This window comes from Cellulosilyticum sp. (assembly GCF_982396655.1).
The window spans coordinates 51,451-75,138 of record NZ_CEVXFV010000003.1; the positions used below are offsets into that span (position 1 = coordinate 51,451).

The window sequence follows — 23,688 nt, forward strand, 5'->3', positions numbered from 1 at the left end:
TGTTAACTCCTTATTTTGCTAAATCGGGTCTCAATACTTTTGCCCCTCTTAAATATTGGTGAATTGCATTTTTACGTGTAAGTCCATCTTTTTCCACCTGCATTTCGATCCGTATACACATCGAAAGTGAATTTTGTACATACATTTCTTGAAAACACATTAAAGATGCTTCTACAATGCCTATTTCTCTTGCTGCAACAGCCGGATAAACTGCATCTAAATCCTTTGTTGCTGTAAAGTGAATGGCAATAATCTCATCTAATTTAATGTGATTTTCTTTTATAACTGCTGTTAAAAGCTCTTTAGTTGCTTCTAGCATTTCTACTCTATCGTTATTTTCTACTGTAATCGCACCACGTATACTTACCATGCTCACTTTCTGCACCCCATTAATCAAATTTTTCTTTTTGTTCATCTAATGGTGATCCCCATAAATCACGTTGAGAATCATCATAAACCTCATATTCTACCCATATATTTTCTAAGTTTTCAAGATTAACTGCAATCTCATCTTTTTTCTTTAAGCTAATTGCCACAATAATAGCATTAATAATGCTTAAAGGTGCTACCAGTGAATCTACGAAAGAAACCATTTCACTACGGCCAATAAGTGCATAATCTGAGTAACTTGCAATCGGTGAAATGTAGCTATCTGTAATGGCAATAACTGTTGCATTTTTGCCTTGTGCAAATTCTAAAGCTTTCATGACACGTTTTGAATAACGTGGGAAGCTAATGCCAATGATCACATCTTCTTCTCCAATACGGTGAATAGCTTCAAACATTTCACTTACACTATTTGTATTTACCACTTTTATATTATCAAAAATAATATTTAAATAAAATCCTAAAAAGCTAGCAAGACCTGCACAACTTCTTACGCCTAAAACGTAAATTGTTTTAGCTTCAATAATCTTATCTACCGCTTTATTAAAAGCTTCTTCATCTATTTGTTCACGTGTATAACGGATTTTTTCTTCATCCATTTGAAGGACACTTTTTAAGACATGCTTTGTATCAATACGTTCTGTTGTCACTTCAAGTCGCTGCATAGCTGTCAATTTACTTTTCACAAGTTCTTCTAGGGCATCTTGGAATTTAGGATAACCATCGTAGCCTAACTCATTAGCAAAACGTACAACTGTAGATTCACTAACGCCTACGATATTACCAAGTTTAGCAGCTGTTAAAAAGACTGCCTTCTCATAGTGTTCTAAGATGTAATTTGCAATTAACTTTTGCCCTTTACTCAATTTTGGCATATTTTTTCTAATCCTATGGATTAAATCATTTTTACTCATTACTATTACCCTTTCTTTAGTTCTAAAGTGAACCTATATCTTCTATTATATCACACCCATTCTGTAAAACAAACTATAAAAATGTTAGAGTTGCACGAAAAGTGCCAGGTGTATCCGCCATTAGTATAAAAGGGCATGGATAAGTTGGTATCACTCTTTTTCTACCTCCGTCGCTATGCTCCAAGTCGAGCTAAAATGAGTAATACCAACTTATCCACACCCGACAATGTTTTAGGCGTCTGTATGGGCGGCGCTTTTGTACAAAATATTTTATCACATAAAAATAAGGAGGCTTGGCAAAATTCCTCTGTATTGCCATCCTCCTTATTCTTTTTAATATCATTTATTAATGTTTTTTATACTGGATATGCTTTGTTGTTTGTATCTGCCACATTTGGATCTACTTTTGTTTGTTGTGCTTCACGGTATTTGAAGAACTCAGTAGCTACTTGTGGGAACAATGCATAAGATAAAACATCTTCATCTTGTTGTTTGTACATTGCCATTTCTTTTTCTAGCTTATCTAGTTCTGGTTTAAGGAGATCCGCTGGACGACATGTAATACGTTCGTCGTCACCAATGATTTTCTTAACGATTTCTTCTTTAATAGGTACTGGTGTCATACCATATTCACCACGAACAATACCTTTAGATTCTTTTGTAATCATTTTATAACGTTCACCTGCAAGTACATTAAGTACAGCTTGTGTTCCTACGATTTGAGACGTAGGTGTAACAAGTGGTAAATAACCAAAGTCTGCACGTACTCTTGGAATTTCTTTAAGTACATCATCAAATTTATCTTCAGCTTTTTGTTGTTTAAGTTGTGATACTAAGTTTGAAAGCATACCTCCTGGTACTTGATAACGAAGTGTATTAATGTTGACTTCAAGTACTTTTGTACTCATAAGACCGCTTTCAAGTGCTTCTTGACGAATTGGTTTAAAGTATTCTGTAATTTCATTTAATGCTTCTGGGTCGATACCTGTATCATAAGGTGTCCCTTGAAGTGTTTTTACAAGTACTTCTGTAGCTGGTTGAGATGTACCCATAGCAAGTGGTGACATAGCCGTATCGATGATATCACAACCTGCTTCAATTGCTTTAAGGTAAGTCATTGAAGCCACCCCACTTGTATAGTGTGTATGAAGTTGAATTGGCATTTCAGGTACAGCTTCTTTTAAAGCTGATACAAGCTCTTCTGCTGCGTATGGTACTAAAAGTCCTGCCATATCCTTGATACAAATAGAGTTTGCACCCATATCCTGAATGCGCTTTGCAAGATTTACATAGTACTCTAAAGTATGTACATCACTAATTGTATAAGAAATAGCTACTTGTGCATGACCCTTTTCTTTATTAGCTGCCTTAACAGCTGTTTGTAAGTTACGAATATCATTTAATGCATCGAAGATACGAATATTATCAATACCATTTGCAATACTTTTTTGTACAAAGTATTCTACTACATCATCTGCATAGTGACGGTAACCTAAAATATTTTGGCCTCTAAAAAGCATTTGAAGAGGGGTATTAGGTGCAAGGTCTTTGATTTTACGAAGTCTTTCCCATGGATCTTCCTTTAAGAAACGAAGGCAAGCATCAAATGTTGCACCGCCCCATACTTCAAGTGCTGAGAACCCAACCTTATCCATCTTAGAAACAATAGGTAAAATTTGTTCTGTTGTCATACGTGTTGCAATTAATGATTGATGGGCATCACGTAATGTTGTGTCCATAATTTTAACTGGTCTTGGTTTAATACTAGCCATTTTCTAAACCTCCCTATATTTTATCTGCTTTCATCGTAATTTTAGTTATTAACCTCATACTTAACCGTAAATTGATAATAAGATACCAGCTGCAATAGCTGAACCAATAACACCGGCTACGTTGGGTCCCATGGCATGCATAAGTAAGAAGTTTGTTGGACATTCTTGTTGTCCTACTTTTTGAGCTACACGAGCTGCCATTGGTACGGCTGATACACCAGCTGAACCAATAAGTGGATTAATCTTCTTACCACTTGCAAAGTACATAATCTTTCCGAAGAGGACACCACCAGCTGTACCAATACAGAATGCTGTAAGCCCAAGTACAATGATACCAAGTGTTTGCGCTGTTAAGAAAGTATCTGCTTTTGTTGTAGCACCTACTACAAGACCAAGCATAATTGTAATAGCTGACATTAAACCATTACTTGCTACATCTGCAAGTCTACTTGTAGAGCCAGCTTCTTTTAATAAGTTACCGAACATAAGCATACCTACAAGTGTTCCTGCTGATGGTAAAAGCAGCGTTACAATAATTGTAACAGCAATTGGGAAGATGATTTTTTCTGTACGTGATACTTGTCGTAATTGACTCATCTTAACCATACGTTGCTCTTTCGTTGTTAAGAGCCTCATAATAGGTGGTTGAATAACTGGTACTAATGCCATATAGGAGTATGCCGCCACGGCAATTGGTCCTAAAAGGTCTGGGGCTAATTTTGTTGTTAAGTAAATAGCTGTTGGCCCATCTGCACCACCAATGATTCCAATAGAAGCTGCTTCATTTGGTGCAAATCCGAGAAGAAGTGCGCCTAAGAATGCAAAGAAAATACCAAGTTGTGCTGCTGCACCTAAAATTAAGCTTTTTGGATTAGCAATAAGTGGTCCAAAGTCTGTCATCGCTCCTACCCCTACGAAAATAAGAGGTGGGAAAATCCCAAAGTCTTTGCCCATTGATAAGTAATAGAAAAGTCCACCTGGTTGGAAACCATCTTCATGGTAAATACCAATAGGTGCATCCTTTATACCGATATCTGGTAAGTTAACAAGAAGCATACCAAAGGCAATTGGTACAAGTAATAAAGGTTCAAACCCTTTTGCAATTGCTAAATATAATAAGACGCATGCTACTGCAATCATTACTAAGTAGCCATACTCTCCCCCAATGATTGTTGCAAGACCTGATTGCCCTGCGAAATCCTTGATGGCTGATAAAAATTCACTCATCATGATGTACGTTCCTCCTTTTTTTATTATGGTTTGGAACTAGTTAAGTGTTACAATCACGTCATTTGTTTCAACTGCACTACCTGCTGTTACATTGATAGAGGCAACTGTTCCTGCACTTGGTGCAACCACTTCATTTTCCATTTTCATAGCTTCAAGAATAGCAACTACTTCGCCTTCTTTGACAGCTTGTCCTGCACTTACTTTAATATCTACAATTTTACCTGGCATTGGTGCAACTACTTTTGTGCTTCCTACTGCTACTGGAGCTGGGGCTGGCGCTGCTGCTTTAGGTGTTGCCACTGGTGCTGCTGGTGCTACTGAAGGTGTAAATGTGCCACCTAATTCTTCTACTTCTACTTCATATGTATTTCCATTTACAGTTACTTGAAATTTTTTCATTGTTAACGGCCTCCTTAGTTTTAAAGTGATTTTCTTTCAACTTTTCTTAAAGATCTTACTTGTAATTTATCACTTGTTGTTCCCATACTTGCTGCAATAACAGCTGTAATTACCGCCACAAGTTCTAAATCATCTTGCTTTTTCTCTTCTTTAACCACTGTAGCAGCCACTTCTTCTTGTGCAGCTTTTATTTCTTCTTTTACCGCTGCCTTAGGCGCTTCTGGTTTCTTGGTAAGTGCTTGCATTACTTTTCCTAAAATAACAATCATAAGGATTAAAAGGAATAATACTGCAAAAACAACAACAACCCCAATAAAGAAAGTATTTAAACCTGCAACAAAATTACTTATATTCTCGCCCATTTTATTCACCACCTTTAGTTATTGGGTTATTAACGAACTTTAGTTGCTAATACTTCTAAAGCAGCAATGATACGTTTACGTGTTGCGGCTGGTTCAATAATATCATCTACCATACCTTTTTGTGCTGCTGCAAAAGCACTACCATGCATTGCTTCATATTCAGCAACTGCTGCTGTATACGCTTCTACACTCATTGCACCGCTTTCAAGTTCCTTACCATACATAATCTTCATAGCACTCTCTGATTTTAAGCTGCCAATCTTAGCTGTTGGCCAAGCATAAACCATATCAGCACCAATTGATTTACTATTCATAGCTACAAAGCTACTACCATAACCTTCACCTATTAAAACATTTACTTTAGGTATACTAGCACTAGCAAATGCTTTTACAAGTAAGCTAGCTGCTTTTACAATACCGCCTTTTTCTGTAGCTACTGTTGACTCAAACCCTTCAATATTTGTAAACGTTACAACTGGTACATTAAAATCATCACAAATACCTACAAAACTTGTTACCTTTTTAATACTAGCATCATCTAATTTAGCTTCTGCATTGGCAATTACCCCAACTGTTCCACCATCTAAACGCATAAATGCTGTAAATGCACTCTTGCCATAAGCAGCCCCTATTTCAAGATATTCACCGTTATCAGCTACCGCTATCACAATGTCCTTTACACTTTGTGTTTCAAAATCAAAGTTATTTAGCGATGCCTCTACACGGTTAATATCATCTGTTACTGCATAAAATGGTACCTCATCACTATTACTTTGTGGTAAATAACTTAAAAGTTTTCTTACCTCTTCAATAAGTGTTTCTTCTTTATCTGCTATAAAGTTTGCAAGACCAGTTTCTTCAAAGTGAACTTTAGCTGTTGCAATATTTTCAAATGATGCTTCTTTACTATCTAAAGTATTTGGACTATTTAAGAAGACACGTGCTGATTTGCTACTCATAAATACAAAATCCGAAAGACCTGCAATAAAAGAAGCTCCCCCTGCACAATCTCCTACTACTACTGCAATTTGAGGAATAACACTTGATGCTTCTGTCATTTTGCTAAAGATTTCCCCATAACCTAAAAGTGCATCTATATTTTCTTGTAATCGTACGCCCACTGTATCTAAGAATCCTACAACTGGTGCACCTATTTTTAATGCATCCTCATAAATTCTTACAATTTTTTTTGCATGCATTTCCCCTATAGCACCACCAAGTACACTACTGTCTTGGCTATATACATATACCGGATTACCATTTACAGTACCATATCCAGTGACTACACCATCTGCTGGTGTATCTACTTCTGTCATATTAAATGCTGTACTTCTACTTGCTACAAAAGCCCCAATCTCAACAAAGCTATTTTCATCCAAAAGTGCATCAATACGATCTCTTGCTGTAAGTTTGCCTTGTGCAAGAGCTGCCTTCTTAGCTTCTTCGTTGCGTTTCATAACAATAGTGGTCCTACGAGATTCTAATTCAGATAATTTTTCTAAAGTGCTCATCTGGTATCCTCCATCTAAAAATTTTTAAAACAAAGTGTAAAAATCGTCTTCTATATTTTACTAAACACAAGTATAATATGCAAGTTAAATAACGAATTTTCTACTTTTTTAAACAAAATTATTTATTTGTTAGTAATTCAAATACTATTCAAACACCATTGGTCTATATGGCATTTTGCACAAAAAAATAGAGCAAATCTTAACGATTTGCTCCTGCAATTTTCTTTAAATAATTAACTTCTTTAGCAGTTAATTTACGGTATTCACCTAATTTTAGATTTCCTAAGTTTAAATCACCCACAGATCTACGATTAAGAGAAACCACCTGATGCCCGATAGCTTCACACATTTTACGCACCTGACGATTACGACCTTCATGGATTGTAATAGCTAAGCGTGTTGTTTTCTCTGTTTGTGCCATTATTTTCACCTTAGCAGGATATGTTCTACGCCCATCAATCACTACGCCTACTTCTAGACGTTTCACACTTTCTTCACTTACCTTACCACGCACTTTAACCTCATAAGTTTTATTTACATCATGTTTGGGATGCGTTAATCCATAGGTTAATTCTCCATCATTGGTAAGAATCAAAAGCCCTGATGTATTTAAGTCTAATCGACCTACTGGGAAGATTCGCTCTTCAACATCTTCCATAATATCTAATACAGTCATGCGACCTTGTTCATCCTGTACAGTGGTTACACAGCCTGTTGGCTTATTAAGCATATAATATACATAATGTTTTTCTAAAGTAATAACTTCACCGTTAAAACGTACTTCATCTCCTTCTTCTACACATGTACCAAGTGTTGTAACAATTTCACCATTGACACTTACTAAGCCATCTAATATATAGGCTTCACATTTACGTCTTGATGCGACGCCACAAGTCGCTAAATATTTTTGTAATCTCATACGATCCCCTTTATTTATTTTTTATCCAATTTTTAATGTAATCAAATACATTTGCCTTCTTAATGTTTTCTTTGGCTGTAAGCGGTGCACTAGCTAAAACAGTGCCACCACATAATACCTGTACTTCTCCAACAGTGTCACCTTCTGCAATAGGCGCTTGTACGCTAGGTGGTACAATCTTTTTCAAAACTAAGTTTTCCTTTTCTACTGCTGTTAAAGGCAATACAATTTCTTCATCACAAGCTAAATCTATACTTTTTACAATAGCCTTCGTCACAGGTACATTTATATAGCTACGGCTTGGTGAAAGCACCTGTACTTTTTCATAATTCTTAAAGCCATAATTCATCATATTTATAACATCTGTGTATTTCCTTGTTTTGCCAGCCTTTCCCCATCCTGAAGCTAATGCAACACCTACAAGCTGCATATCATCGCGGTTAGCACTTCCTACAAAACAATGTCCAGCTTTATTAGTAAATCCAGTTTTCATACCATTCGCCCCTGTATAACTGTATAAAAAACGATTCTTACATTGTAAATCATGGCGTCTACTGCCTGGTACTTCCTTAGTTGGAATACTAATAAGCTCTGTCGTCACAATCTTGACGAATTCTGGATTTTGTACAGCATAGCTCGCTATAATTGCCATATCATAAGCAGATGCATGATGACCTTCTGCATCTAAACCATTTGGTGTTTTAAAGGTAGCATTCTGGGCACCTATTTCTCTTGCCTTATCTGTCATCATCTCACAAAAATGTTCTACAGAGCCACCCACATGTTCCGCAATAGCTACTGCAGTATCATTATGAGATTCCAACATAAGAGAATATAATAAATCACCCAAACGCTGCTTCTCTCCAATTTGTAACTTTAGCTTAACAGGTGGAGCACAACAGGCTCTCTTTGAAGCTGTTACAATATCATCTAAATTGCCATTTTCCAAGGCTACAATACACGTCATAATCTTCGTTGTACTCGCCATAGGCAAGGGCTCATAACCATTCTTTTCAAATAATACACGGCCACTTTCTACTTCCATAAGTAATGCACCCTTAGCTTTTACATCAGGAAGTTCACTTCCAAGTACAATTTGACTTATACACATAAAAAGTGCCATGACTAAGGCAATTCCTTTTCTTTTCATACTGCCACTCCTCAATTCAAGATTCATTCTATAACAGAAATCTTCCCTCATATGAAGTGGTTTTATACATTTTTTGTGAATTTCATTAACTATTCATTGTCATCCGGCATTTCATGGTCTAATAATGTTGTTTGTTCTCCCGGAAGATCTTCATAATAATTAATTTCTTGTTTAACCTCTTCTTTAAACTTCTCTAAAAGTTCTTCTTTAACTTTAGGCATCTCATCTAAGTTTCTAAAACCAAAGTGTCTTAAGAAGTCATTTGTTGTGCCAAATAATATAGGCCTTCCAATAACATTAAGCCTACCAACTTCCTCAATAAGTCCATATTCTAATAGACGGCTTATGGCATGTTCACACCTTACCCCTCTAATATCTTCAATTTGCGTTCTTGTAATCGGCTGCGAATACGCAACAATTGCTAATGTTTCAATTAAGGCTTGTGTCAATAAATGCCTTACAGGCTTTTGCCTAAACTGCTGAATAATATTTAAGTGCTTTGGTGCAGTACACATTTGGTAGCCATCATCTACTTCTATAATTTCAAGTCCGCCGTTACTTTCTTTGTAACTCTCATTGAGCCTATGAACTGCTAGATTAATATTAATCTCTTCCACATCACAAAGTTCACAAAGCCTTCTTAAAGGAATAATGTCTCCTGAATAAAAGAGTAGCGCCTCAATGCTACTTTCAAGATCTGTTTTAATCACCCTCTGGTCCTCCTACAATAATAATGTCCCCCTTTGGGTCCTCCTGTGTAATCATTACTTGCTTTTTATGAATAAGTTCTAAAAGCGCCATAAATGTTACAATAAGCTCAATCTTAGGCATATTTTTCGAACAAATTGTAAAGAAAGTGGTTCTGCCATTTAAAGCAATTAAATTAGTGATATATATACTCTTCTGCTCAATGGTATACGTATCTTTCTTTAAAATATTATGGTCAATTTTACGTTCAGACTTCGTCTTATTTTCCCACTCTTTTTGCCTCATAAGTTCATTAAAGGTATCATAAAGCTGATTAAGGGTAAGCCTATCTAAAATACCACTGTAATCTGGCTCATAATCTGGTAAATCCAGATGTGCCATGCGGTTTCTAAAACAGTAACGATCTGTATCCACTTGACATTCACTAAGTTTTTCAGATACATACTTTACCTTTTTATATTCAATAAGTTTTCTTACTAATTCTTCTCGTGGATCTTCCTCTTCTTCCTCTGCTTTAGGATGCTTAGGTAGTAACATCCTCGACTTAATATATAAAAGCGTTGCCGCCATCACTATAAACTCACTCATTTGTTCCATTTCAACTTCTTTAGCATCTTCTAAATATGCCATATATTGATCCGTAATAGATGATATTTCAATATCATAAATACTCATCTTATTTTTTTCAATTAAGTGTAGCAATAAATCCAGCGGGCCCTCAAAGTCTTGTAATTTAAAAGTTACAGACATTTTCTCCCTCCTGTCAAATGATATATATATAAGTGTATCCGCTTACTAGAATTTATGCAAGTATTTATGGATATATTGTTAGAGATTGTCTTTTTATAAGTCATCTCCACGAAGTCTGTATGTAAATGAGCCTATCACAAAATTAACTTTTGACAGACTCATTTAATTTATGATACTATATTTAATTCTTTTCTTTAGACACTCTAAAGAATCGTTTTGCCATATATGGTAACATTTGTTTAAGTGTTGCTTTATCCATATCACTGGCTGCTACAATATTACCTTCACCTACTGTTTCTCCTCCTAAATAATAAGTAACACTACCCACTACATCACCTTTTTTAACGGGTGCAATCACAGGATTTCTTGTATAAGCAATTTCGTAGGTAAGTTCTGCATTACTACCACCTTTAGGTACTACGAATCCTTTAGTCTCATCTGTAGCTACATCCAATGTTTCTGCTGTACCTTTTTTAATTGGGACACTACCAATAATTGTTCCCATTTCTGGTCCCATTTTCACTTTATAGTTAGCAAAACCATAATCTAGTAGCTGCGCCGCTTCTCTAAAACGAATTTTACCATCTTGGGCGCCCATGATAACAGCAATAAGCCCCATATTATCCCTCGTGGCTGTAGCACTTACACAGTGCTTAGCTTCTGGTGTGTAACCTGTCTTAAGACCTGTAATACCACTGTACCATTTAAGCATTTTATTGGTATTAGAAAGTACAAACTCAGATTCACCCCGTCTTGTACGATGCACAATAGAGTCCATCCAAGTAGTTACAACCTTTGTTATCTCAGGATAATTCTTTACAAGTTCTCTTGACATGATAGCAATGTCTCTTGCTGTAGATACATGTCCTTCTACATGTAAACCACAGGCATTTTTAAAGACAGTATTATTCATACCGAGCTCTTTAGCCTTATCATTCATCATCTGAACAAATTGTTCTTCACTTCCTGCTACATATTCACTCATAGCAACAGCTGCATCATTAGCAGAAGCTATACAAATACATTTAACAAGATCACGAACCGTCTGTTCTTCTCCTGGTTCCATAAATACCTGTGAGCCACCCATATGAGCTGCATGCTCACTAATTGTAACTGTATCATCCCAGTTAATTTTACCTTGTGCAATAGCCTCATTAATAAGCAATAAGGTCATAATTTTTGTAATACTAGCTGGTGGATAAGGGGTATCTGCTTCCTTTTCAAGTAATACCTTTCCGCTAGACTCTTCCATCAATATATAACTTCTTGCTGTTTCAGCCATTGTGCTACTTGTTTTTTGCTCACTACTTGCAGGTGCTGCAAAAACCTGAGAAAAGACAAGAAGCACAGTTAATACCCAAATAAGTAACGACCTTCTCATAAGTCTCCTCCTTGTATCTTTTGCTTCTAGTATTTGTTATTTGAGGCAAATTATACTTCGAACGATTATTATGAAAAGGTCGTTTAGTCATATATTATTTCATTAGTCAATTAAGTCATATATAAGTGTATTTTTAGAAACTACCTCTGTGCTCACTGTATAAGCTTCCACAAGTGTACGTGTAGCTTCTTCTAAGCGACGGTCATCATTGTAATAAAGTGTTGCCACTGGTTCATTTGGTGTAACTGTATCGCCGATCTTCTTATGAATAATAAGCCCTACACCTAAATCAATGCTACTTTCTTTTGTTTCACGACCTGCTCCAAGAAGTAAAGCTGTCTTACCTACTTCTTCTGCATCAATAGTCTTTACATAACCCGTTTGTTTTAAATAAATGGGTCTTGTATGTGCTGAACCTGGTAATAAACTATAATCATCGATTGCTGCAATATTTCCACCTTGTAATCCAATCCATTCTTTTAGCTTTTCTACTGCTTTACCATTTGCAAACATTTCTTTAATCCTATCTTCAGCTTCTGCTATTGTATCGCATACTTTAGCAAGTACAAGCATACGACTACCTAAAGTAATTGTAAGCTGTGTTAAATCTTCAGGTCCATTTCCTTTAAGTGTCTCAATTGCTTCAATAATCTCCAAAGCATTTCCTACTGCAAATCCAAGTGGTTGACTCATATCAGAAACTACAGCAACTGTATTTCTACCAACATGTTTACCGATATCAACCATTGCTTTACCTAATGCTTTAGCATCTTCAAGATTTTTCATAAAGGCACCACTACCACACTTAACATCTAATACGATAGCTTCTGCTCCTGATGCTATCTTCTTAGACATAATAGAACTTGCAATAAGAGCAATATGGTCTACTGTAGCTGTAACATCTCTTAAAGCATAAAGCTTCTTATCCGCTGGTGCTAAATCTCCACTTTGACCTACTACAGCAATACCATGTTTATTGACATTATCCATAAATTGTTCTTCTGAAAGTTCTACTTTAAAGCCATCAAAAGATTCAAGTTTATCTACTGTTCCACCTGTATGACCAAGCCCACGACCTGACATCTTTGCAACCTTTACACCAGCTGCTGCTACAAGAGGTGCAAGTACGATTGTTGTTTTGTCTCCCACACCTCCTGTACTGTGTTTATCTACCTTTATACCTTCAATACCTGATAAGTCAATAGTATCCCCACTATTAGCCATTGCCATTGTAAACTGTGCTGTTTCTTCAAGGCTCATACCTTGAAAATAAATCGCCATCAAAAGAGCAGACACCTGATAGTCTGGAATTTCTCCTGCTGTATAACCATTCACTACAAAATCAATCTCTTGTTTTGTTAAAGTCTTTCCTCTTTTTTTGTGTTCGATAATATCATACATTCTCATAGCCCAATTCTCCTATCCATCTTACTACTTATTTCGTAACTGCTTGTAAAAAACTTGTCCCAATTGGAAGTTTTGGAAGCTCAAACATTTCACAAAGTGTTTGGCCAATATCTGCAAAGCTATCACGTGTGCCTAAATTCACACCTGCTTTTACTTTATCGCCAATCACAAGAAGTGGTACATATTCTCTTGTATGGTCACTACCTGGAGCTGTTGGATCACATCCATGATCTGCTGTAATGATTAATACATCATCTTCTGTCATAGCATCTACAATATCTTTTAAACGTTTGTCAAAAGCTTCTAACCCTTCACCGTAGCTTTGTGGATCTCTGCGGTGTCCCCATTTCATATCAAAGTCTACTAAATTAGTGAAAATAAGTCCTTCTGAGTGCTTTTTCATAAAGTCTAATGTAACATCTACACCATTCATATTGTCTTTTGTATGAATAGCTTCTGTAATTCCCTGACCATTGAAAATGTCTTCAATTTTACCGACTGCATAAACTGGTACGCCTTTTTCCTTGCAGTATGTGAGTAAGTTTGGTGCTGGTGGGGCAATTGCATAATCACGACGATTTGCTGTACGCGCAAAATTACCAGGTGTTCCTAAGAATGGTCTTGCAATAACACGTGCCACTTCATGTCTACCTGTTAATAATGCCCTTGCAATTTCACACATTTTATATAATTCTTCTACAGAAATAATTTCTTCATGTGCCGCAATTTGGAATACACTATCTGCAGATGTATAAATGATAGGATATCCTGTTTTCATATGTTCCTCACCAAGCTCATCTAAAATAGCTGTTCCTGATGCTGGACAATTTCCAAGTGTTTTTCTGCCGATTTGTTCTTCAAAAGGTTTCATAATTTCTTCTGGAAAACCATTTGGATAAGTAGGAAAGGCTTCTTTTGTATAAACACCTACCATTTCCCAGTGCCCTGTTGTTGTATCTTTTCCTTGTGAAAGTTCTCCAAGTCTTGCAAAAGCACCTTGTGGTTTCTCACTTTTTGGAAGTACTTCAATACCATCAATATTACCAAGCCCGAAGCTTACCATATTAGTAAGATCTAATGACTTACAATGTGTATATGTGTGAGATAAAGTATTTACCGCTCCATCTCCAAATGCATTTGAATCAGGCATTGCTCCAATTCCTACGCTGTCTAAGACTATCCATATTGCTCTTTTCATCTTTTACACCTTCCTAATTCATAAAATTTATATGCTTATAGATCCTGATGTTTCAATAAGTAGCTTTACGCTTATACTTATTGTACCATAATCTAGCAAATATTTCATAATGATTTGTAGTTTATGTTAACTAATTATTTTCTATTATCCCTATAAGTATGTCACAGCTATCATCTTCTATTCATTCACTCTCTATGAAGTATTTTTTCTCTCTGAAACCGCCTCATAAAAAGCCTATAAAAACAAAAAAATAAGTGACCGCCTGTGTCACTTATTTTTGAGTTATGCTCTAGGATGTGCTTTATTATATACATTAATAAGCTCTTCAGTTTCTTCATTAAGATGCATATACATCTGCGTTGTAGAAATATCTGAATGTCCTAACATCTGCTGTACAGACTTAAGATTTGCACCATTTTGAACAAGATGTGCTGCAAAAGAATGTCTAAGCATATGTGGTGTAATTTCACCTTGAATATTTGCGTTCTTTGCATAAGTTTTAAGTATCTTCCAGAAACCTTGTCTTGTCATAGGATAACCATTACAGTTTACAAACAACGTTTGATCTGCAATATTTCTGACAAGTATATGGCGTACATTTGCCAAATAATTGTGAAGTGCTGATACAGCTGACTTCCCAATAGGGATTGTTCTCTCATGCTGCTCATCACGACATATAATATAACCTTGTTGAAGATTAATATCTGTGACACGTAGTGATATGAGTTCCGATACCCTAATGCCTGTAGCATATAATAGCTCTAACATAGCACGGTCACGAATACCCTTTGTATCATGAACATTAGGTTGTTCTAATAAAGTACAAATCTGAGTTTGACTTAAAACCTTAGGTGGTTTCTTTTCAATCTTAGGTAGTGCAATCATACGTGCTGGATTTTGAACAAGTAACTCCTCTTTAACAAGATACTGACAAAAAGCACGAATAGAAGCAAGCGTTCGGGATATTGTTGCAGTTGACTTGCCTTTTTCCTTCAATTGATTTAAATAAGCATCAATCTTCTTATCTGTGAGCATAGAAACTTGGGTACTTTTTTCTTCTTCCATATATTTCTCAAAATATCTTAAGTCCCTCTCATAAGATTGAATTGTATTGCTAGAAGCACGCTTCACATGTTCTAAGTAATATAAAAATGATGTAATATACTCCTCCATAACAATTCCCCTTTTTAAACCGACATAATATTGCTAAAATTTATATTGATTATATTATAACTAAAATGACTTTTCATGTCTATATTATTTCATTTTTATATACTTTTTTGTATTTTTATCAAAATCTTATCCCGTATTTAAAGATGATTTTGGTAAGTTTACCTATGGATTTTTAGTCAAATAAGTTAAATATGTATTTTTATTCACTCTTATGATTATTTATCTACCAAACTGCCTAAAACGTGCATAACGTTCCTTCACTAAAGTTTCCTTACTTTTCGTCTTTAATAACTTAATTTCTTCAATGAGATATTCCTCCAAGTTTTCTGCAGCTAATTCTTTTTCTTTATGAGCGCCTCCACCAGGTTCATCAATTATGGCATCAATTACACCATAGCGACGGAGGTCTGTAGCTGTAAGTTTCATCGTTTCTGCCGCTTCTTCTGCACGAGAACTATCTTTCCAAAGAATACTTGCAAAGCCTTCAGGTGATAAAATAGAATAAGTTGTATTTTGTTGCATAAAAACTCGGTCAGCTACACCAATTGCTAGTGCACCACCACTTCCACCTTCACCAATAACACCCGCAATAATAGGTACCTTCAGACTTGCCATTTCCATTAGATTTACAGCTATGGCTGTCCCTTGTCCACGCTCTTCAGCCCCTACGCCACAATAGGCTCCTGGTGTATCAATAAAACATACAATTGGCCTATTAAACTTCTCTGCTTGTTTCATTAAACGTAATGCTTTGCGATATCCCTCTGGGTGAGTCATTCCAAAGTTACAATCAACATTTTCTTGCAAATTGCTACCTTTATTATGTGCAATAATTGTGACTTCCATTCCACCAATTTTGCCAATACCTCCAATCAAGGCCGGATCATCTCTATATAATCTGTCCCCATGTAATTCAATAAAATCTGTTACAAAACTATCAATATAATAACGGCTACGTGGCCTTTCAATTTTTCTTGCAATTTTAACACGTTCCCAAGCTGATTCCTTACTACGAATTGCTGGAATAAGCTTACTTTGTTTTTCACCCATAATACTTTGTAGCTTCCCTCTAACACTTTCTCCTAATGAAACCTTTTGCGTATGGTGTAATTTTAATATTTGTGCTAGAGTTGCCTTCAATTCTTCTCTTCCTACAATTTTATCAATCATGCCATGTTCTAATAAAAATTCTGCATGTTGAAATGTATCTGGAAGCTTTTCTCCTATAGTTTGCTCAATAACACGCCTTCCTGCAAAACCAATTAATGCGCCCGGCTCTGCTAAAATAATATCACCTAATGTGGCGAAACTAGCTGTTACCCCTCCTGTTGTAGGGTCCGTAAGCACACTTATATATAAAAGCTTAGCTTCATTATGTCTAGCTAATGCTGCACTTGTTTTTGCCATCTGCATTAGTGAAAAAATACCTTCTTGCATTCTAGCACCACCTGAAGCGGTAAAAATAATAACTGGTAATTTATGTTGCGTTGCATATTCAATACCAGATGTAATCTTTTCACCTACAACACTTCCCATACTCCCCATCATAAAACGAGCATCCATTACCATTACAATAGCTTCTTCACCTTCAATATTCCCTTTTGCTACTACTACCGCTTCTTTCTCATGCGTTTTCTCTTCATAATTCTTTATCTTTTCTTCATACCCCTGAAAGTCTAATGGATTTTTAGTTGTAATATCTTTATATAATTCTACATACCTTCCATCATCCAATACCATTTTTAGACGTTGGCGTGGTGATAATTTTGGTAAAGTCTCCATAGAAAATCCCCCCTAATAATTATTTTACTTTTCAAATTACTTTATAATTATAATATATTTCATGAATATTTCCAATACATAAAACCAGTTTATTTTGAATATCTTAATATTTTTTCCAATAAAAAACAGTACATCTAATCATTTTAGATGTACTGTTTTTTATTCTATATTTCTTGTGGTAATACCTTATTAAGTACAATGCCAATTAACGCTGCAATAGCTAAACCTGATATTGTAATACTACCAACAATAGCAATACTGTCCACACCAATCCCTACTACAAGAATAATAGCTGCAATCATTAAATTACGACTATGTGAGAAGTCTAACTTAGCATCTACTAACGTTCTTACTCCTACACTAGAAATCATTCCGAAAAGAATAATACTCACGCCACCTTTAATAGGATCCGGGATTGTTTGAATAGCAGCTGTAAACTTACCACATAAACTGAGTAAAATTGCAAAACAAGCTGCGATACGAATAATCTGAGGATTATATACCTTAGTTACTGCTAATACGCCTGTATTTTCACCATATGTAGTATTAGCAGGACCCCCTATTAAACCAGCTACTGCTGTTGCTACACCATCGCCTAGAAGTGTACGATGTATACCTGGGTTTTCAAAGAAATTCTTACCTACTACTGCACCATTTGTTGTAATATCTCCTATATGCTCAATAAATACTACTAAAGCAATTGGTGCAATCCCTATAATAGCTTCCCACGAGAATGTCGGCATTGTAAGTAATGTTTTTTGACCTAGTGGTGAAAAACCAATCCATGAAGCTTCACGAATAGCTGTTGTATCTACCTCTCCTAGTAAAAATGCCACAACATAACCCACAAATACAGCTACTAAAATAGGTACCATTTTAAAGAACCCTTTTGCAAAAATAGAAACAACAATCATTGTAATCACTACTACTGCTGCAATCAAAAGCCACTTTAAGTTTATTTGATACATCCCTGTTGCTGTTTGGAAAGTATCTGCTGCCACATTATAGCCATTTGCACTTAAAAGACTTACCATTTGTGCTGCATTAGGGTCTTCTGACATAATTGGCGCATAACCAATCATCTGTAAAGCTGTTGGACTTAAGCGAAGACCAATCACCATAATAATCGGTCCTACGATAATAGGCGGGAAAAAGGATTCAATGACCTCTACGCCTACGAATTTAATAACGAGTGCAATACACATATAGACCATACCAGTAGCAATTATTCCGCCCTTTACTGCACCAATGCCATGTGCACTTAGCGACATACTAATAGCTGTAATAAAAGCAAAGCTTGAACCTAAAAATACTGGCACGATACCTTTCGTTACACTATGAAATAAAAGCGTTCCTATCCCTGCACAAAGTAATGCAATCCCTGGGTCCATGCCTGTTAAAAGTGGCACAAGTACAGTTGCTCCAAACATGGCTAATACATGTTGAAGGCCTAAAATAAGCTTCTTACCAGTTGTAATCTCTGTCATACTAATTTCCTTCTTTCATTTCTAGTAATACGATATTCTCTCCATCTGTTTCTTCAATATGCACACGCACAATTTCTCTTTTTGACGTTGGGATATTTTTCCCCACAAAGTCTGGACGAATAGGCACTTCTCTATGCCCACGGTCAATAAGTGCTGCGAGCTTAATATGACTTGGTCTACCAATATCCATTAAAGCATCCATAGCCGCTCTTACTGTACGCCCTGTATAAATTACATCATCTACTAGAACCACACTTTTTCCATTAATAATTGTATTCAGCTTTGGGTCTCCCATGACAGGTTGCTCAAATTTCTTTTCTAAATCATCACGATAAAATGTAATATTAATTTTCTCTACAGGTACTTCTACGTTCTCAATCATTTTGATTTTTTCAGCTAATCTATGTGCAAGAGGCACACCTCTTGTCTCAATTCCCACAAGTACCATATCCATTGCACCTTTATTAGCTTCGATAATCTCATGGGCTATACGTGTTAACGCACGATTAATAGCTGCTTCATCTAATAACACTTTTATTTCACTCATCTTTTCACCTTCCTATTTTATTTCCTAACAAAAAAAGGCTTCTGCAGTGCAGAAGCCTTAGATATACATTGTTATATAATCAGTTATAAATGCTTACATACATTTAAAGCCATCCTAAGTCAGATGGACTAAAAATAAATGCTATAACTATTTATTTTAAGCCGTTGTATATCCTTACTAGCCTCTCGGACTACTTTAAAGGAACATAGTTTCATTTATTATCTCATAGTTTGCGAAGTTTGTCAATTACAGTCTGAAAATAAGGTGGTAGTTCACTTTCAAAGTACATTTCCTCTCCTGTAATAGGATGTTTAAAACCTAGTACCTTAGCATGTAACATTTGACCTGTTAAACCAAACATGGTTTTAGCTGGACCATATACAGGATCTCCTAATAAAGGATGCCCAATATGTTTCATATGCACACGAATTTGATGGGTACGCCCTGTATAAAGTGTAAGTTCCACAAGGGAAAAGTTTTTAAAAGTTTCAAGCACGCGATACTCTGTCTTTGCATAACGTCCACCTTGTACAATAGCCATCTTTTTACGATCTTGAGGCGATCTTGCAATAGGCTGTTCAATAAAGCCATGTTCCTGCTTTAATTTACCATATACAATAGCTTGATACTTTCTGGTAATATGATGGTCTTTTAAAAGTTCCGATAATCCTAAATAAGCGCGATCATTTTTAGCAATCATTAAAAGACCTGATGTATCTTTATCAATACGATGTACAATACCTGGCCTAATCTCACCATTAATGCCTGAAAGCCCTTCTTTACAATGATATAAAAGCGCATTTACAAGTGTACCTGTATAATTACCTGGTGCAGGATGAACTACCATATTTTGTGGCTTATTCACAATAAGTAAATCTTTATCTTCATAAACAATATCTATAGGGATGTTTTCGGCTACAATATCTACTTCTACAGGTGCTGCAATAGTGATTTCAATTTCATCTCCTTGCTTTACCTGATACTTATTATTAACCACTTTACCATTTACTAATACAGCACCATTTTCAATTTGTTTTTGAATAAAGGATCTTGTATATTCTGTTAAACTTGCTGCTAAGTATTTATCTAAACGTGTGCCTATTTCATCTTGCACTACAATTGTCATTTGTTCTTCCATTTATGCCTTCTCTTTCTTTCTCTCTTCTTCTAACTCACCAAATATCATAGCTATAACTAAAAGACATACACCTACTACAACTAAAATATCTGCTACATTAAATACAGGGAAATTAATTAACTTAAAATACAAAAAGTCTCTTACATAATTTAAGAAGACTCTATCTATAAGATTCCCAATTGCACCGCTTATAATCAGTACAAAAGAAACTTTGCTCCAGTTTCCCCAAAAAGTCTTTGGCAATTTACGATAGTAAACTAACATCCCAATAATGATTAGTGTTGTAATCACAATAAGAAAGACTTGCTTACCGCCTAACATGCCAAAAGCAGCACCTGTATTTTTTACATATTGTAAATGAAACACACCGTTCCAAATAGGAATATCTCTGCCGCCACTGAGTGCTGCCGTTGCCCAAACCTTTGTTATTTGATCAAGCCCGATAAGTCCAAGCACAATAAGTCCAATTATAATATACATTATTCGTACTCCTTTATTTGATAAACTTAGAAAAAACGTGCTATAGGCACGTTTTTTCTATAAATAATATAGCATTTATAACTTCTTCTTTTGTAACATCTGTTACAATCGTTGCATCACCAATAGCCTTTAATAAAATAAATGAAATTTTACCATAAGCCATCTTTTTATCATAACTCATTTGTTCCCATACTGCATTTATATCAAAATGTGGTATAGGTGATAATAATTTATAGCTTCTAAAAACATTTACAATACGTTCTACTGTTTGCTCTGTAATATAACCTCTTTGATAGCTTATATAAGCTGCCATACATGAGCCATATGCTACACATTGGCCATGAGACAATGTAAAGTCACTTAATGTCTCAATACTATGTCCTATTGTATGGCCTAAATTTAAAATCTTTCTAAGTCCCAATTCTTTTAAATCAGCTTCAATTACGCTGCATTTGACAAGACAAGATTCATAGGTCATCTCTTCAAGTATTTCATCCTCTTTATTTAAAAGCTTATCTACATTTTGTTCAAGTAAATCAAAAAGCCTTTCACTTCTGATAAGACCATGCTTAATAACTTCTGCAAGGCCACCTGTAAATTCACTTTCAGGTAAGGACCTTAAAGTAGTTAAATTACTATAAACAAGTAATGGATTATAAAAAGCACCTACCATATTTTTATGCGCTAAATAATCAACACCTGTTTTTCCTCCCATACTACTGTCATTTTGTGATACAGTCGTTGTTGGTACTTGAACAAACTTAATACCCCTCATATAGCTAGACGCTACAAAGCCTGCCATATCTCCTACAACGCCGCCACCTAATGCAACAATTAGACCACTTCGATCCATATTATGTGCGACTAATGTGTCATAAATCTGTGTAATTGTCGTAAGATTTTTAGAGGCTTCTCCTGCTTTATATGCATGTACAAAAGTATTTGCTATACGCATGCATATATTTTGTACTTCGTTTAAATATAATGCTTCTACATTTGTATCTGTAATAATACAAATCTGACTAGGTTTACAAACTGCTTTTATTTCTTCTTCTAACAAATCAAAATTTTGATGGAGTAAGATTTTATAAGGTCTATTTGTAACAGCATCTATTTGTCTCATGCAAGTTCCTCTTCTTTTACAGGAACATACTCTTTCGTATATTCCCTTTCTTTTTCTTCACCTTCTAATGGCTTAAACTCATCTGCACTCATCTCTGGCTCATCTTCGATATGATCAAATGCTTTAAGCATTTCTTCATTAAAAGGTTTCATTTGATTATCGCCTTGTTCTAAAAGTTCCATTTGAGATTGTAATAATTGTTTAAATTGACCTTTGTATGCTAAATACTGTCTTCTTAACTCATCACTTTTTTGACCTAGTTCAAAAGCTTCTTGTCTACCTTGTTCAATAATACGACTTACCCTTTCTTCTGCAAGGGCTGTCATTTTTTCTGCACGTGCTTCAGCATCACGTTTAAGTTGTTCTGCTTTTTCATGGGCATTTGTTTTTGTCTCTTGTGCTGTTTTATCAGCTAGTACAAGTACATTTTGAATTGTAGATTCCATTGTACGGTAATATTGTACACTCTCGTTAAGTACATTCACTTTATCTTTAAGTGTATAATTTTCATTAATAAGTTCTTGATATGATTGTAAAATTAAATCTAAGAACTCATTTACTTCATCAATATTATATCCGCCTAATTTGCTTTTTTTAAATTCTTTATTTTGAATGTCGACTGGTGATAACATGTCCTAGTCCCCCCTATATATACTTATCAATTACAACGCGTAGTTTCTCTTTTTTACTCATTCCAAGTGTAGGGCCTATTTTGATTTTCCCATACCCTCTTAGGGTGACACTATCGCCTTCTTTTACTGAATAACTGGCTGATACGCTTACACCATTGCATTTAGCCTTATCAGCAGCAATCAATTTTGCCGCCGTAGTTCTAGAAATACCAAAGCCTGCTGCAATAATGGTATCTAACCTTAAAGATGCAACTGTAACCTGTAATGTTTTTATATTCGGTGATTCTGGCACAATTTCATCAAAACTAATTTCTGAAAGCATAATATTTTGATAACGGCCTATACTTACTAGCGTACAACTAACATAATCTGCCATTTGTGCCTCTAAAATCACATAAGCCCCAAAAGGGGCTAAAATAATATCGCCAATTGATTCTCTTACTATACCTAACCCCAAAAGTGCCCCTAAAAAATCTCTATGCGTAAGTGCTTTACCAATACCTGTCTTCACTTCGATTTTAAGACATCTCATGGGCCATTCTTCTCTTGCAAGTTCATAAGGTGTAATGCCCATCATCTGTCTCTCGGCACCTTCGTAGCCACCAAAGTAAAAAATCATATGGTTTGGCACAAATCCTCCATATTGCTTGAGCATTTGTGCCATCCAATCTTTATTATAAAAATCCGTAAAAAAAGCTCTATTTTGATGTTCTGCTTTATGCAAGTATTCAAAGAAGCTTTTCATAAAAAGCTTCTCTTGCATGTCAGAAGTGACTATATTTCGGCTCATCTTAGATAGTAGGTGGAAATACGCTTCTTTGTTTAAGCTTTTCTGGATTTACATTTACATGTTCTGGTGCAAAGATAAAGATATTATCTGTTACCTTTTCTACTGTTCCATTTAATGCACAACAAGCACCTGTTAAAAAGTCTACTGCTCTTTGCATTTCATGAGGTACTAATTTTTCCATGTTGACAATAATTGGTTTTTTGTTTTTGATATAGCCACAGATTTCTCCTGTCATATCATAGCTTAGCATTGTGAAATTTAATAGTTCCATTTTATTAACTGCCCCTAAACTTACAACTTTAGGTTGTGGAAGTGGTGTAGGATGTACAACGGGTCTACTTGCAGGCTCGTGTTTTCTCTCTACCTCTTCCATCTCCTCCATTTCTTCTTCATCATATTCATCTTCCGGTGAAAACATGTTTTTAAATTTGGACATAAAATTACTCAT

24 protein-coding genes are annotated in these 23,688 nt (G+C 35.5%); all 24 read right to left on the reverse strand.

From position 1 onward, the window contains the following. Nucleotides 1–10: 10 nt before the first annotated feature. The gene (aroH, locus tag AC1VAQ_RS02065) at nucleotides 11–415 is read right to left on the reverse strand and encodes a chorismate mutase (protein WP_302596249.1); all 405 of its coding nucleotides are present in this window, start codon (nucleotides 413–415) and stop codon (nucleotides 11–13) included. After that, entirely contained in the window at nucleotides 390–1,301 is a 912-nt protein-coding gene (locus tag AC1VAQ_RS02070; protein WP_302596247.1) for a MurR/RpiR family transcriptional regulator, read from the reverse strand. Before AC1VAQ_RS02070 ends, aroH begins: the two co-directional genes overlap by 26 nt. A gap of 356 nt (nucleotides 1,302–1,657) precedes the next feature. Continuing rightward, nucleotides 1,658–3,073, reverse strand: a complete 1,416-nt coding sequence (locus AC1VAQ_RS02075) for an oxaloacetate decarboxylase subunit alpha (protein ID WP_302596245.1) — start codon at nucleotides 3,071–3,073, stop codon at nucleotides 1,658–1,660. A gap of 60 nt (nucleotides 3,074–3,133) precedes the next feature. Continuing rightward, nucleotides 3,134–4,300 (reverse strand): sodium ion-translocating decarboxylase subunit beta, encoded by a 1,167-nt coding sequence (locus AC1VAQ_RS02080; protein WP_479903440.1) that lies wholly within the window; start codon nucleotides 4,298–4,300, stop codon nucleotides 3,134–3,136. A gap of 39 nt (nucleotides 4,301–4,339) precedes the next feature. Further along, entirely contained in the window at nucleotides 4,340–4,702 is a 363-nt protein-coding gene (locus AC1VAQ_RS02085; RefSeq protein WP_302596243.1) for a biotin/lipoyl-containing protein, read from the reverse strand. Nucleotides 4,703–4,722: 20 nt separating this feature from the next. Beyond that, nucleotides 4,723–5,064, reverse strand: a complete 342-nt coding sequence (locus AC1VAQ_RS02090; protein WP_302596242.1) for an OadG family protein — start codon at nucleotides 5,062–5,064, stop codon at nucleotides 4,723–4,725. A 29-nt stretch (nucleotides 5,065–5,093) separates the two neighbouring features. Next, complete coding sequence (locus tag AC1VAQ_RS02095; protein ID WP_302596240.1) at nucleotides 5,094–6,575, reverse strand: acyl-CoA carboxylase subunit beta; 1,482 nt, start codon at nucleotides 6,573–6,575, stop codon at nucleotides 5,094–5,096. 199 nt (nucleotides 6,576–6,774) lie between these two features. Continuing rightward, complete coding sequence (locus tag AC1VAQ_RS02100) at nucleotides 6,775–7,494, reverse strand: pseudouridine synthase (RefSeq protein WP_302596239.1); 720 nt, start codon at nucleotides 7,492–7,494, stop codon at nucleotides 6,775–6,777. 10 nt (nucleotides 7,495–7,504) lie between these two features. Beyond that, nucleotides 7,505–8,644, reverse strand: a complete 1,140-nt coding sequence (locus AC1VAQ_RS02105) for a D-alanyl-D-alanine carboxypeptidase family protein (RefSeq protein WP_302596237.1) — start codon at nucleotides 8,642–8,644, stop codon at nucleotides 7,505–7,507. A gap of 89 nt (nucleotides 8,645–8,733) precedes the next feature. Then, on the reverse strand, nucleotides 8,734–9,354 hold the full coding sequence (gene scpB, locus AC1VAQ_RS02110) for an SMC-Scp complex subunit ScpB (RefSeq protein WP_302596235.1): 621 nt from the start codon (nucleotides 9,352–9,354) through the stop codon (nucleotides 8,734–8,736). Continuing rightward, the gene (locus AC1VAQ_RS02115; RefSeq protein WP_302596233.1) at nucleotides 9,347–10,102 is read right to left on the reverse strand and encodes a segregation and condensation protein A; all 756 of its coding nucleotides are present in this window, start codon (nucleotides 10,100–10,102) and stop codon (nucleotides 9,347–9,349) included. Before AC1VAQ_RS02115 ends, scpB begins: the two co-directional genes overlap by 8 nt. Before the next feature lie 181 nt (nucleotides 10,103–10,283). After that, nucleotides 10,284–11,483: a D-alanyl-D-alanine carboxypeptidase family protein gene (locus AC1VAQ_RS02120; protein ID WP_302596231.1), complete on the reverse strand. Its 1,200-nt coding sequence runs from the start codon at nucleotides 11,481–11,483 to the stop codon at nucleotides 10,284–10,286. A gap of 102 nt (nucleotides 11,484–11,585) precedes the next feature. Continuing rightward, nucleotides 11,586–12,890, reverse strand: a complete 1,305-nt coding sequence (locus AC1VAQ_RS02125; RefSeq protein ID WP_302596229.1) for a pyrimidine-nucleoside phosphorylase — start codon at nucleotides 12,888–12,890, stop codon at nucleotides 11,586–11,588. Nucleotides 12,891–12,918: 28 nt separating this feature from the next. Further along, nucleotides 12,919–14,088 carry a phosphopentomutase gene (locus AC1VAQ_RS02130; protein ID WP_302596226.1) on the reverse strand — a complete coding sequence of 390 codons (1,170 nt, stop codon included), beginning with the start codon at nucleotides 14,086–14,088 and terminating at the stop codon, nucleotides 12,919–12,921. A gap of 282 nt (nucleotides 14,089–14,370) precedes the next feature. Beyond that, nucleotides 14,371–15,261, reverse strand: a complete 891-nt coding sequence (xerD, locus tag AC1VAQ_RS02135; RefSeq protein WP_302596225.1) for a site-specific tyrosine recombinase XerD — start codon at nucleotides 15,259–15,261, stop codon at nucleotides 14,371–14,373. A gap of 219 nt (nucleotides 15,262–15,480) precedes the next feature. Beyond that, the gene (locus tag AC1VAQ_RS02140; protein ID WP_302596224.1) at nucleotides 15,481–17,043 is read right to left on the reverse strand and encodes an acetyl-CoA carboxylase carboxyltransferase subunit alpha; all 1,563 of its coding nucleotides are present in this window, start codon (nucleotides 17,041–17,043) and stop codon (nucleotides 15,481–15,483) included. 164 nt (nucleotides 17,044–17,207) lie between these two features. Further along, complete coding sequence (locus tag AC1VAQ_RS02145; protein WP_302596223.1) at nucleotides 17,208–18,530, reverse strand: uracil-xanthine permease family protein; 1,323 nt, start codon at nucleotides 18,528–18,530, stop codon at nucleotides 17,208–17,210. A gap of 1 nt (nucleotide 18,531) precedes the next feature. Then, nucleotides 18,532–19,077, reverse strand: coding sequence for a bifunctional pyr operon transcriptional regulator/uracil phosphoribosyltransferase PyrR (gene pyrR, locus AC1VAQ_RS02150; RefSeq protein ID WP_302596222.1), 546 nt, complete (start codon nucleotides 19,075–19,077; stop codon nucleotides 18,532–18,534). 223 nt (nucleotides 19,078–19,300) lie between these two features. Next, nucleotides 19,301–20,215, reverse strand: coding sequence for an RluA family pseudouridine synthase (locus AC1VAQ_RS02155; protein WP_479903435.1), 915 nt, complete (start codon nucleotides 20,213–20,215; stop codon nucleotides 19,301–19,303). Then, nucleotides 20,216–20,695 (reverse strand): signal peptidase II, encoded by a 480-nt coding sequence (gene lspA, locus AC1VAQ_RS02160; protein WP_302596219.1) that lies wholly within the window; start codon nucleotides 20,693–20,695, stop codon nucleotides 20,216–20,218. A 40-nt stretch (nucleotides 20,696–20,735) separates the two neighbouring features. After that, nucleotides 20,736–21,818, reverse strand: coding sequence for a 3-dehydroquinate synthase (aroB, locus tag AC1VAQ_RS02165; RefSeq protein WP_302596218.1), 1,083 nt, complete (start codon nucleotides 21,816–21,818; stop codon nucleotides 20,736–20,738). Continuing rightward, nucleotides 21,815–22,450 (reverse strand): DivIVA domain-containing protein, encoded by a 636-nt coding sequence (locus AC1VAQ_RS02170; RefSeq protein WP_302596217.1) that lies wholly within the window; start codon nucleotides 22,448–22,450, stop codon nucleotides 21,815–21,817. Before AC1VAQ_RS02170 ends, aroB begins: the two co-directional genes overlap by 4 nt. 13 nt (nucleotides 22,451–22,463) lie before the next feature. After that, nucleotides 22,464–23,195: a YlmH family RNA-binding protein gene (locus AC1VAQ_RS02175; protein ID WP_302596215.1), complete on the reverse strand. Its 732-nt coding sequence runs from the start codon at nucleotides 23,193–23,195 to the stop codon at nucleotides 22,464–22,466. 46 nt (nucleotides 23,196–23,241) lie between these two features. Further along, nucleotides 23,242–23,688 (reverse strand): cell division protein SepF, encoded by a 447-nt coding sequence (locus AC1VAQ_RS02180; RefSeq protein ID WP_302596213.1) that lies wholly within the window; start codon nucleotides 23,686–23,688, stop codon nucleotides 23,242–23,244.

Bases quoted from the DNA above. Each gene is read 5' to 3' on its own strand.
- aroH (WP_302596249.1), bottom strand. From the start codon at position 415: ATGAACAAAAAGAAAAATTTGATTAATGGGGTGCAGAAAGTGAGCATG.
- AC1VAQ_RS02070 (WP_302596247.1), bottom strand. From the start codon at position 1,301: ATGAGTAAAAATGATTTAATCCATAGGATTAGAAAAAATATGCCAAAA.
- AC1VAQ_RS02075 (WP_302596245.1), bottom strand. From the start codon at position 3,073: ATGGCTAGTATTAAACCAAGACCAGTTAAAATTATGGACACAACATTA.
- AC1VAQ_RS02080 (WP_479903440.1), bottom strand. From the start codon at position 4,300: ATGAGTGAATTTTTATCAGCCATCAAGGATTTCGCAGGGCAATCAGGT.
- AC1VAQ_RS02085 (WP_302596243.1), bottom strand. From the start codon at position 4,702: ATGAAAAAATTTCAAGTAACTGTAAATGGAAATACATATGAAGTAGAA.
- AC1VAQ_RS02090 (WP_302596242.1), bottom strand. From the start codon at position 5,064: ATGGGCGAGAATATAAGTAATTTTGTTGCAGGTTTAAATACTTTCTTT.
- AC1VAQ_RS02095 (WP_302596240.1), bottom strand. From the start codon at position 6,575: ATGAGCACTTTAGAAAAATTATCTGAATTAGAATCTCGTAGGACCACT.
- AC1VAQ_RS02100 (WP_302596239.1), bottom strand. From the start codon at position 7,494: ATGAGATTACAAAAATATTTAGCGACTTGTGGCGTCGCATCAAGACGT.
- AC1VAQ_RS02105 (WP_302596237.1), bottom strand. From the start codon at position 8,644: ATGAAAAGAAAAGGAATTGCCTTAGTCATGGCACTTTTTATGTGTATA.
- AC1VAQ_RS02115 (WP_302596233.1), bottom strand. From the start codon at position 10,102: ATGTCTGTAACTTTTAAATTACAAGACTTTGAGGGCCCGCTGGATTTA.
- AC1VAQ_RS02120 (WP_302596231.1), bottom strand. From the start codon at position 11,483: ATGAGAAGGTCGTTACTTATTTGGGTATTAACTGTGCTTCTTGTCTTT.
- AC1VAQ_RS02125 (WP_302596229.1), bottom strand. From the start codon at position 12,890: ATGAGAATGTATGATATTATCGAACACAAAAAAAGAGGAAAGACTTTA.
- AC1VAQ_RS02130 (WP_302596226.1), bottom strand. From the start codon at position 14,088: ATGAAAAGAGCAATATGGATAGTCTTAGACAGCGTAGGAATTGGAGCA.
- xerD (WP_302596225.1), bottom strand. From the start codon at position 15,261: ATGGAGGAGTATATTACATCATTTTTATATTACTTAGAACATGTGAAG.
- AC1VAQ_RS02140 (WP_302596224.1), bottom strand. From the start codon at position 17,043: ATGGAGACTTTACCAAAATTATCACCACGCCAACGTCTAAAAATGGTA.
- AC1VAQ_RS02145 (WP_302596223.1), bottom strand. From the start codon at position 18,530: ATGACAGAGATTACAACTGGTAAGAAGCTTATTTTAGGCCTTCAACAT.
- pyrR (WP_302596222.1), bottom strand. From the start codon at position 19,077: ATGAGTGAAATAAAAGTGTTATTAGATGAAGCAGCTATTAATCGTGCG.
- AC1VAQ_RS02155 (WP_479903435.1), bottom strand. From the start codon at position 20,215: ATGGAAGAACAAATGACAATTGTAGTGCAAGATGAAATAGGCACACGT.
- lspA (WP_302596219.1), bottom strand. From the start codon at position 20,695: ATGTATATTATAATTGGACTTATTGTGCTTGGACTTATCGGGCTTGAT.
- aroB (WP_302596218.1), bottom strand. From the start codon at position 21,818: ATGAGACAAATAGATGCTGTTACAAATAGACCTTATAAAATCTTACTC.
- AC1VAQ_RS02170 (WP_302596217.1), bottom strand. From the start codon at position 22,450: ATGTTATCACCAGTCGACATTCAAAATAAAGAATTTAAAAAAAGCAAA.
- AC1VAQ_RS02175 (WP_302596215.1), bottom strand. From the start codon at position 23,195: ATGAAAAGCTTCTTTGAATACTTGCATAAAGCAGAACATCAAAATAGA.
- AC1VAQ_RS02180 (WP_302596213.1), bottom strand. From the start codon at position 23,688: ATGAGTAATTTTATGTCCAAATTTAAAAACATGTTTTCACCGGAAGAT.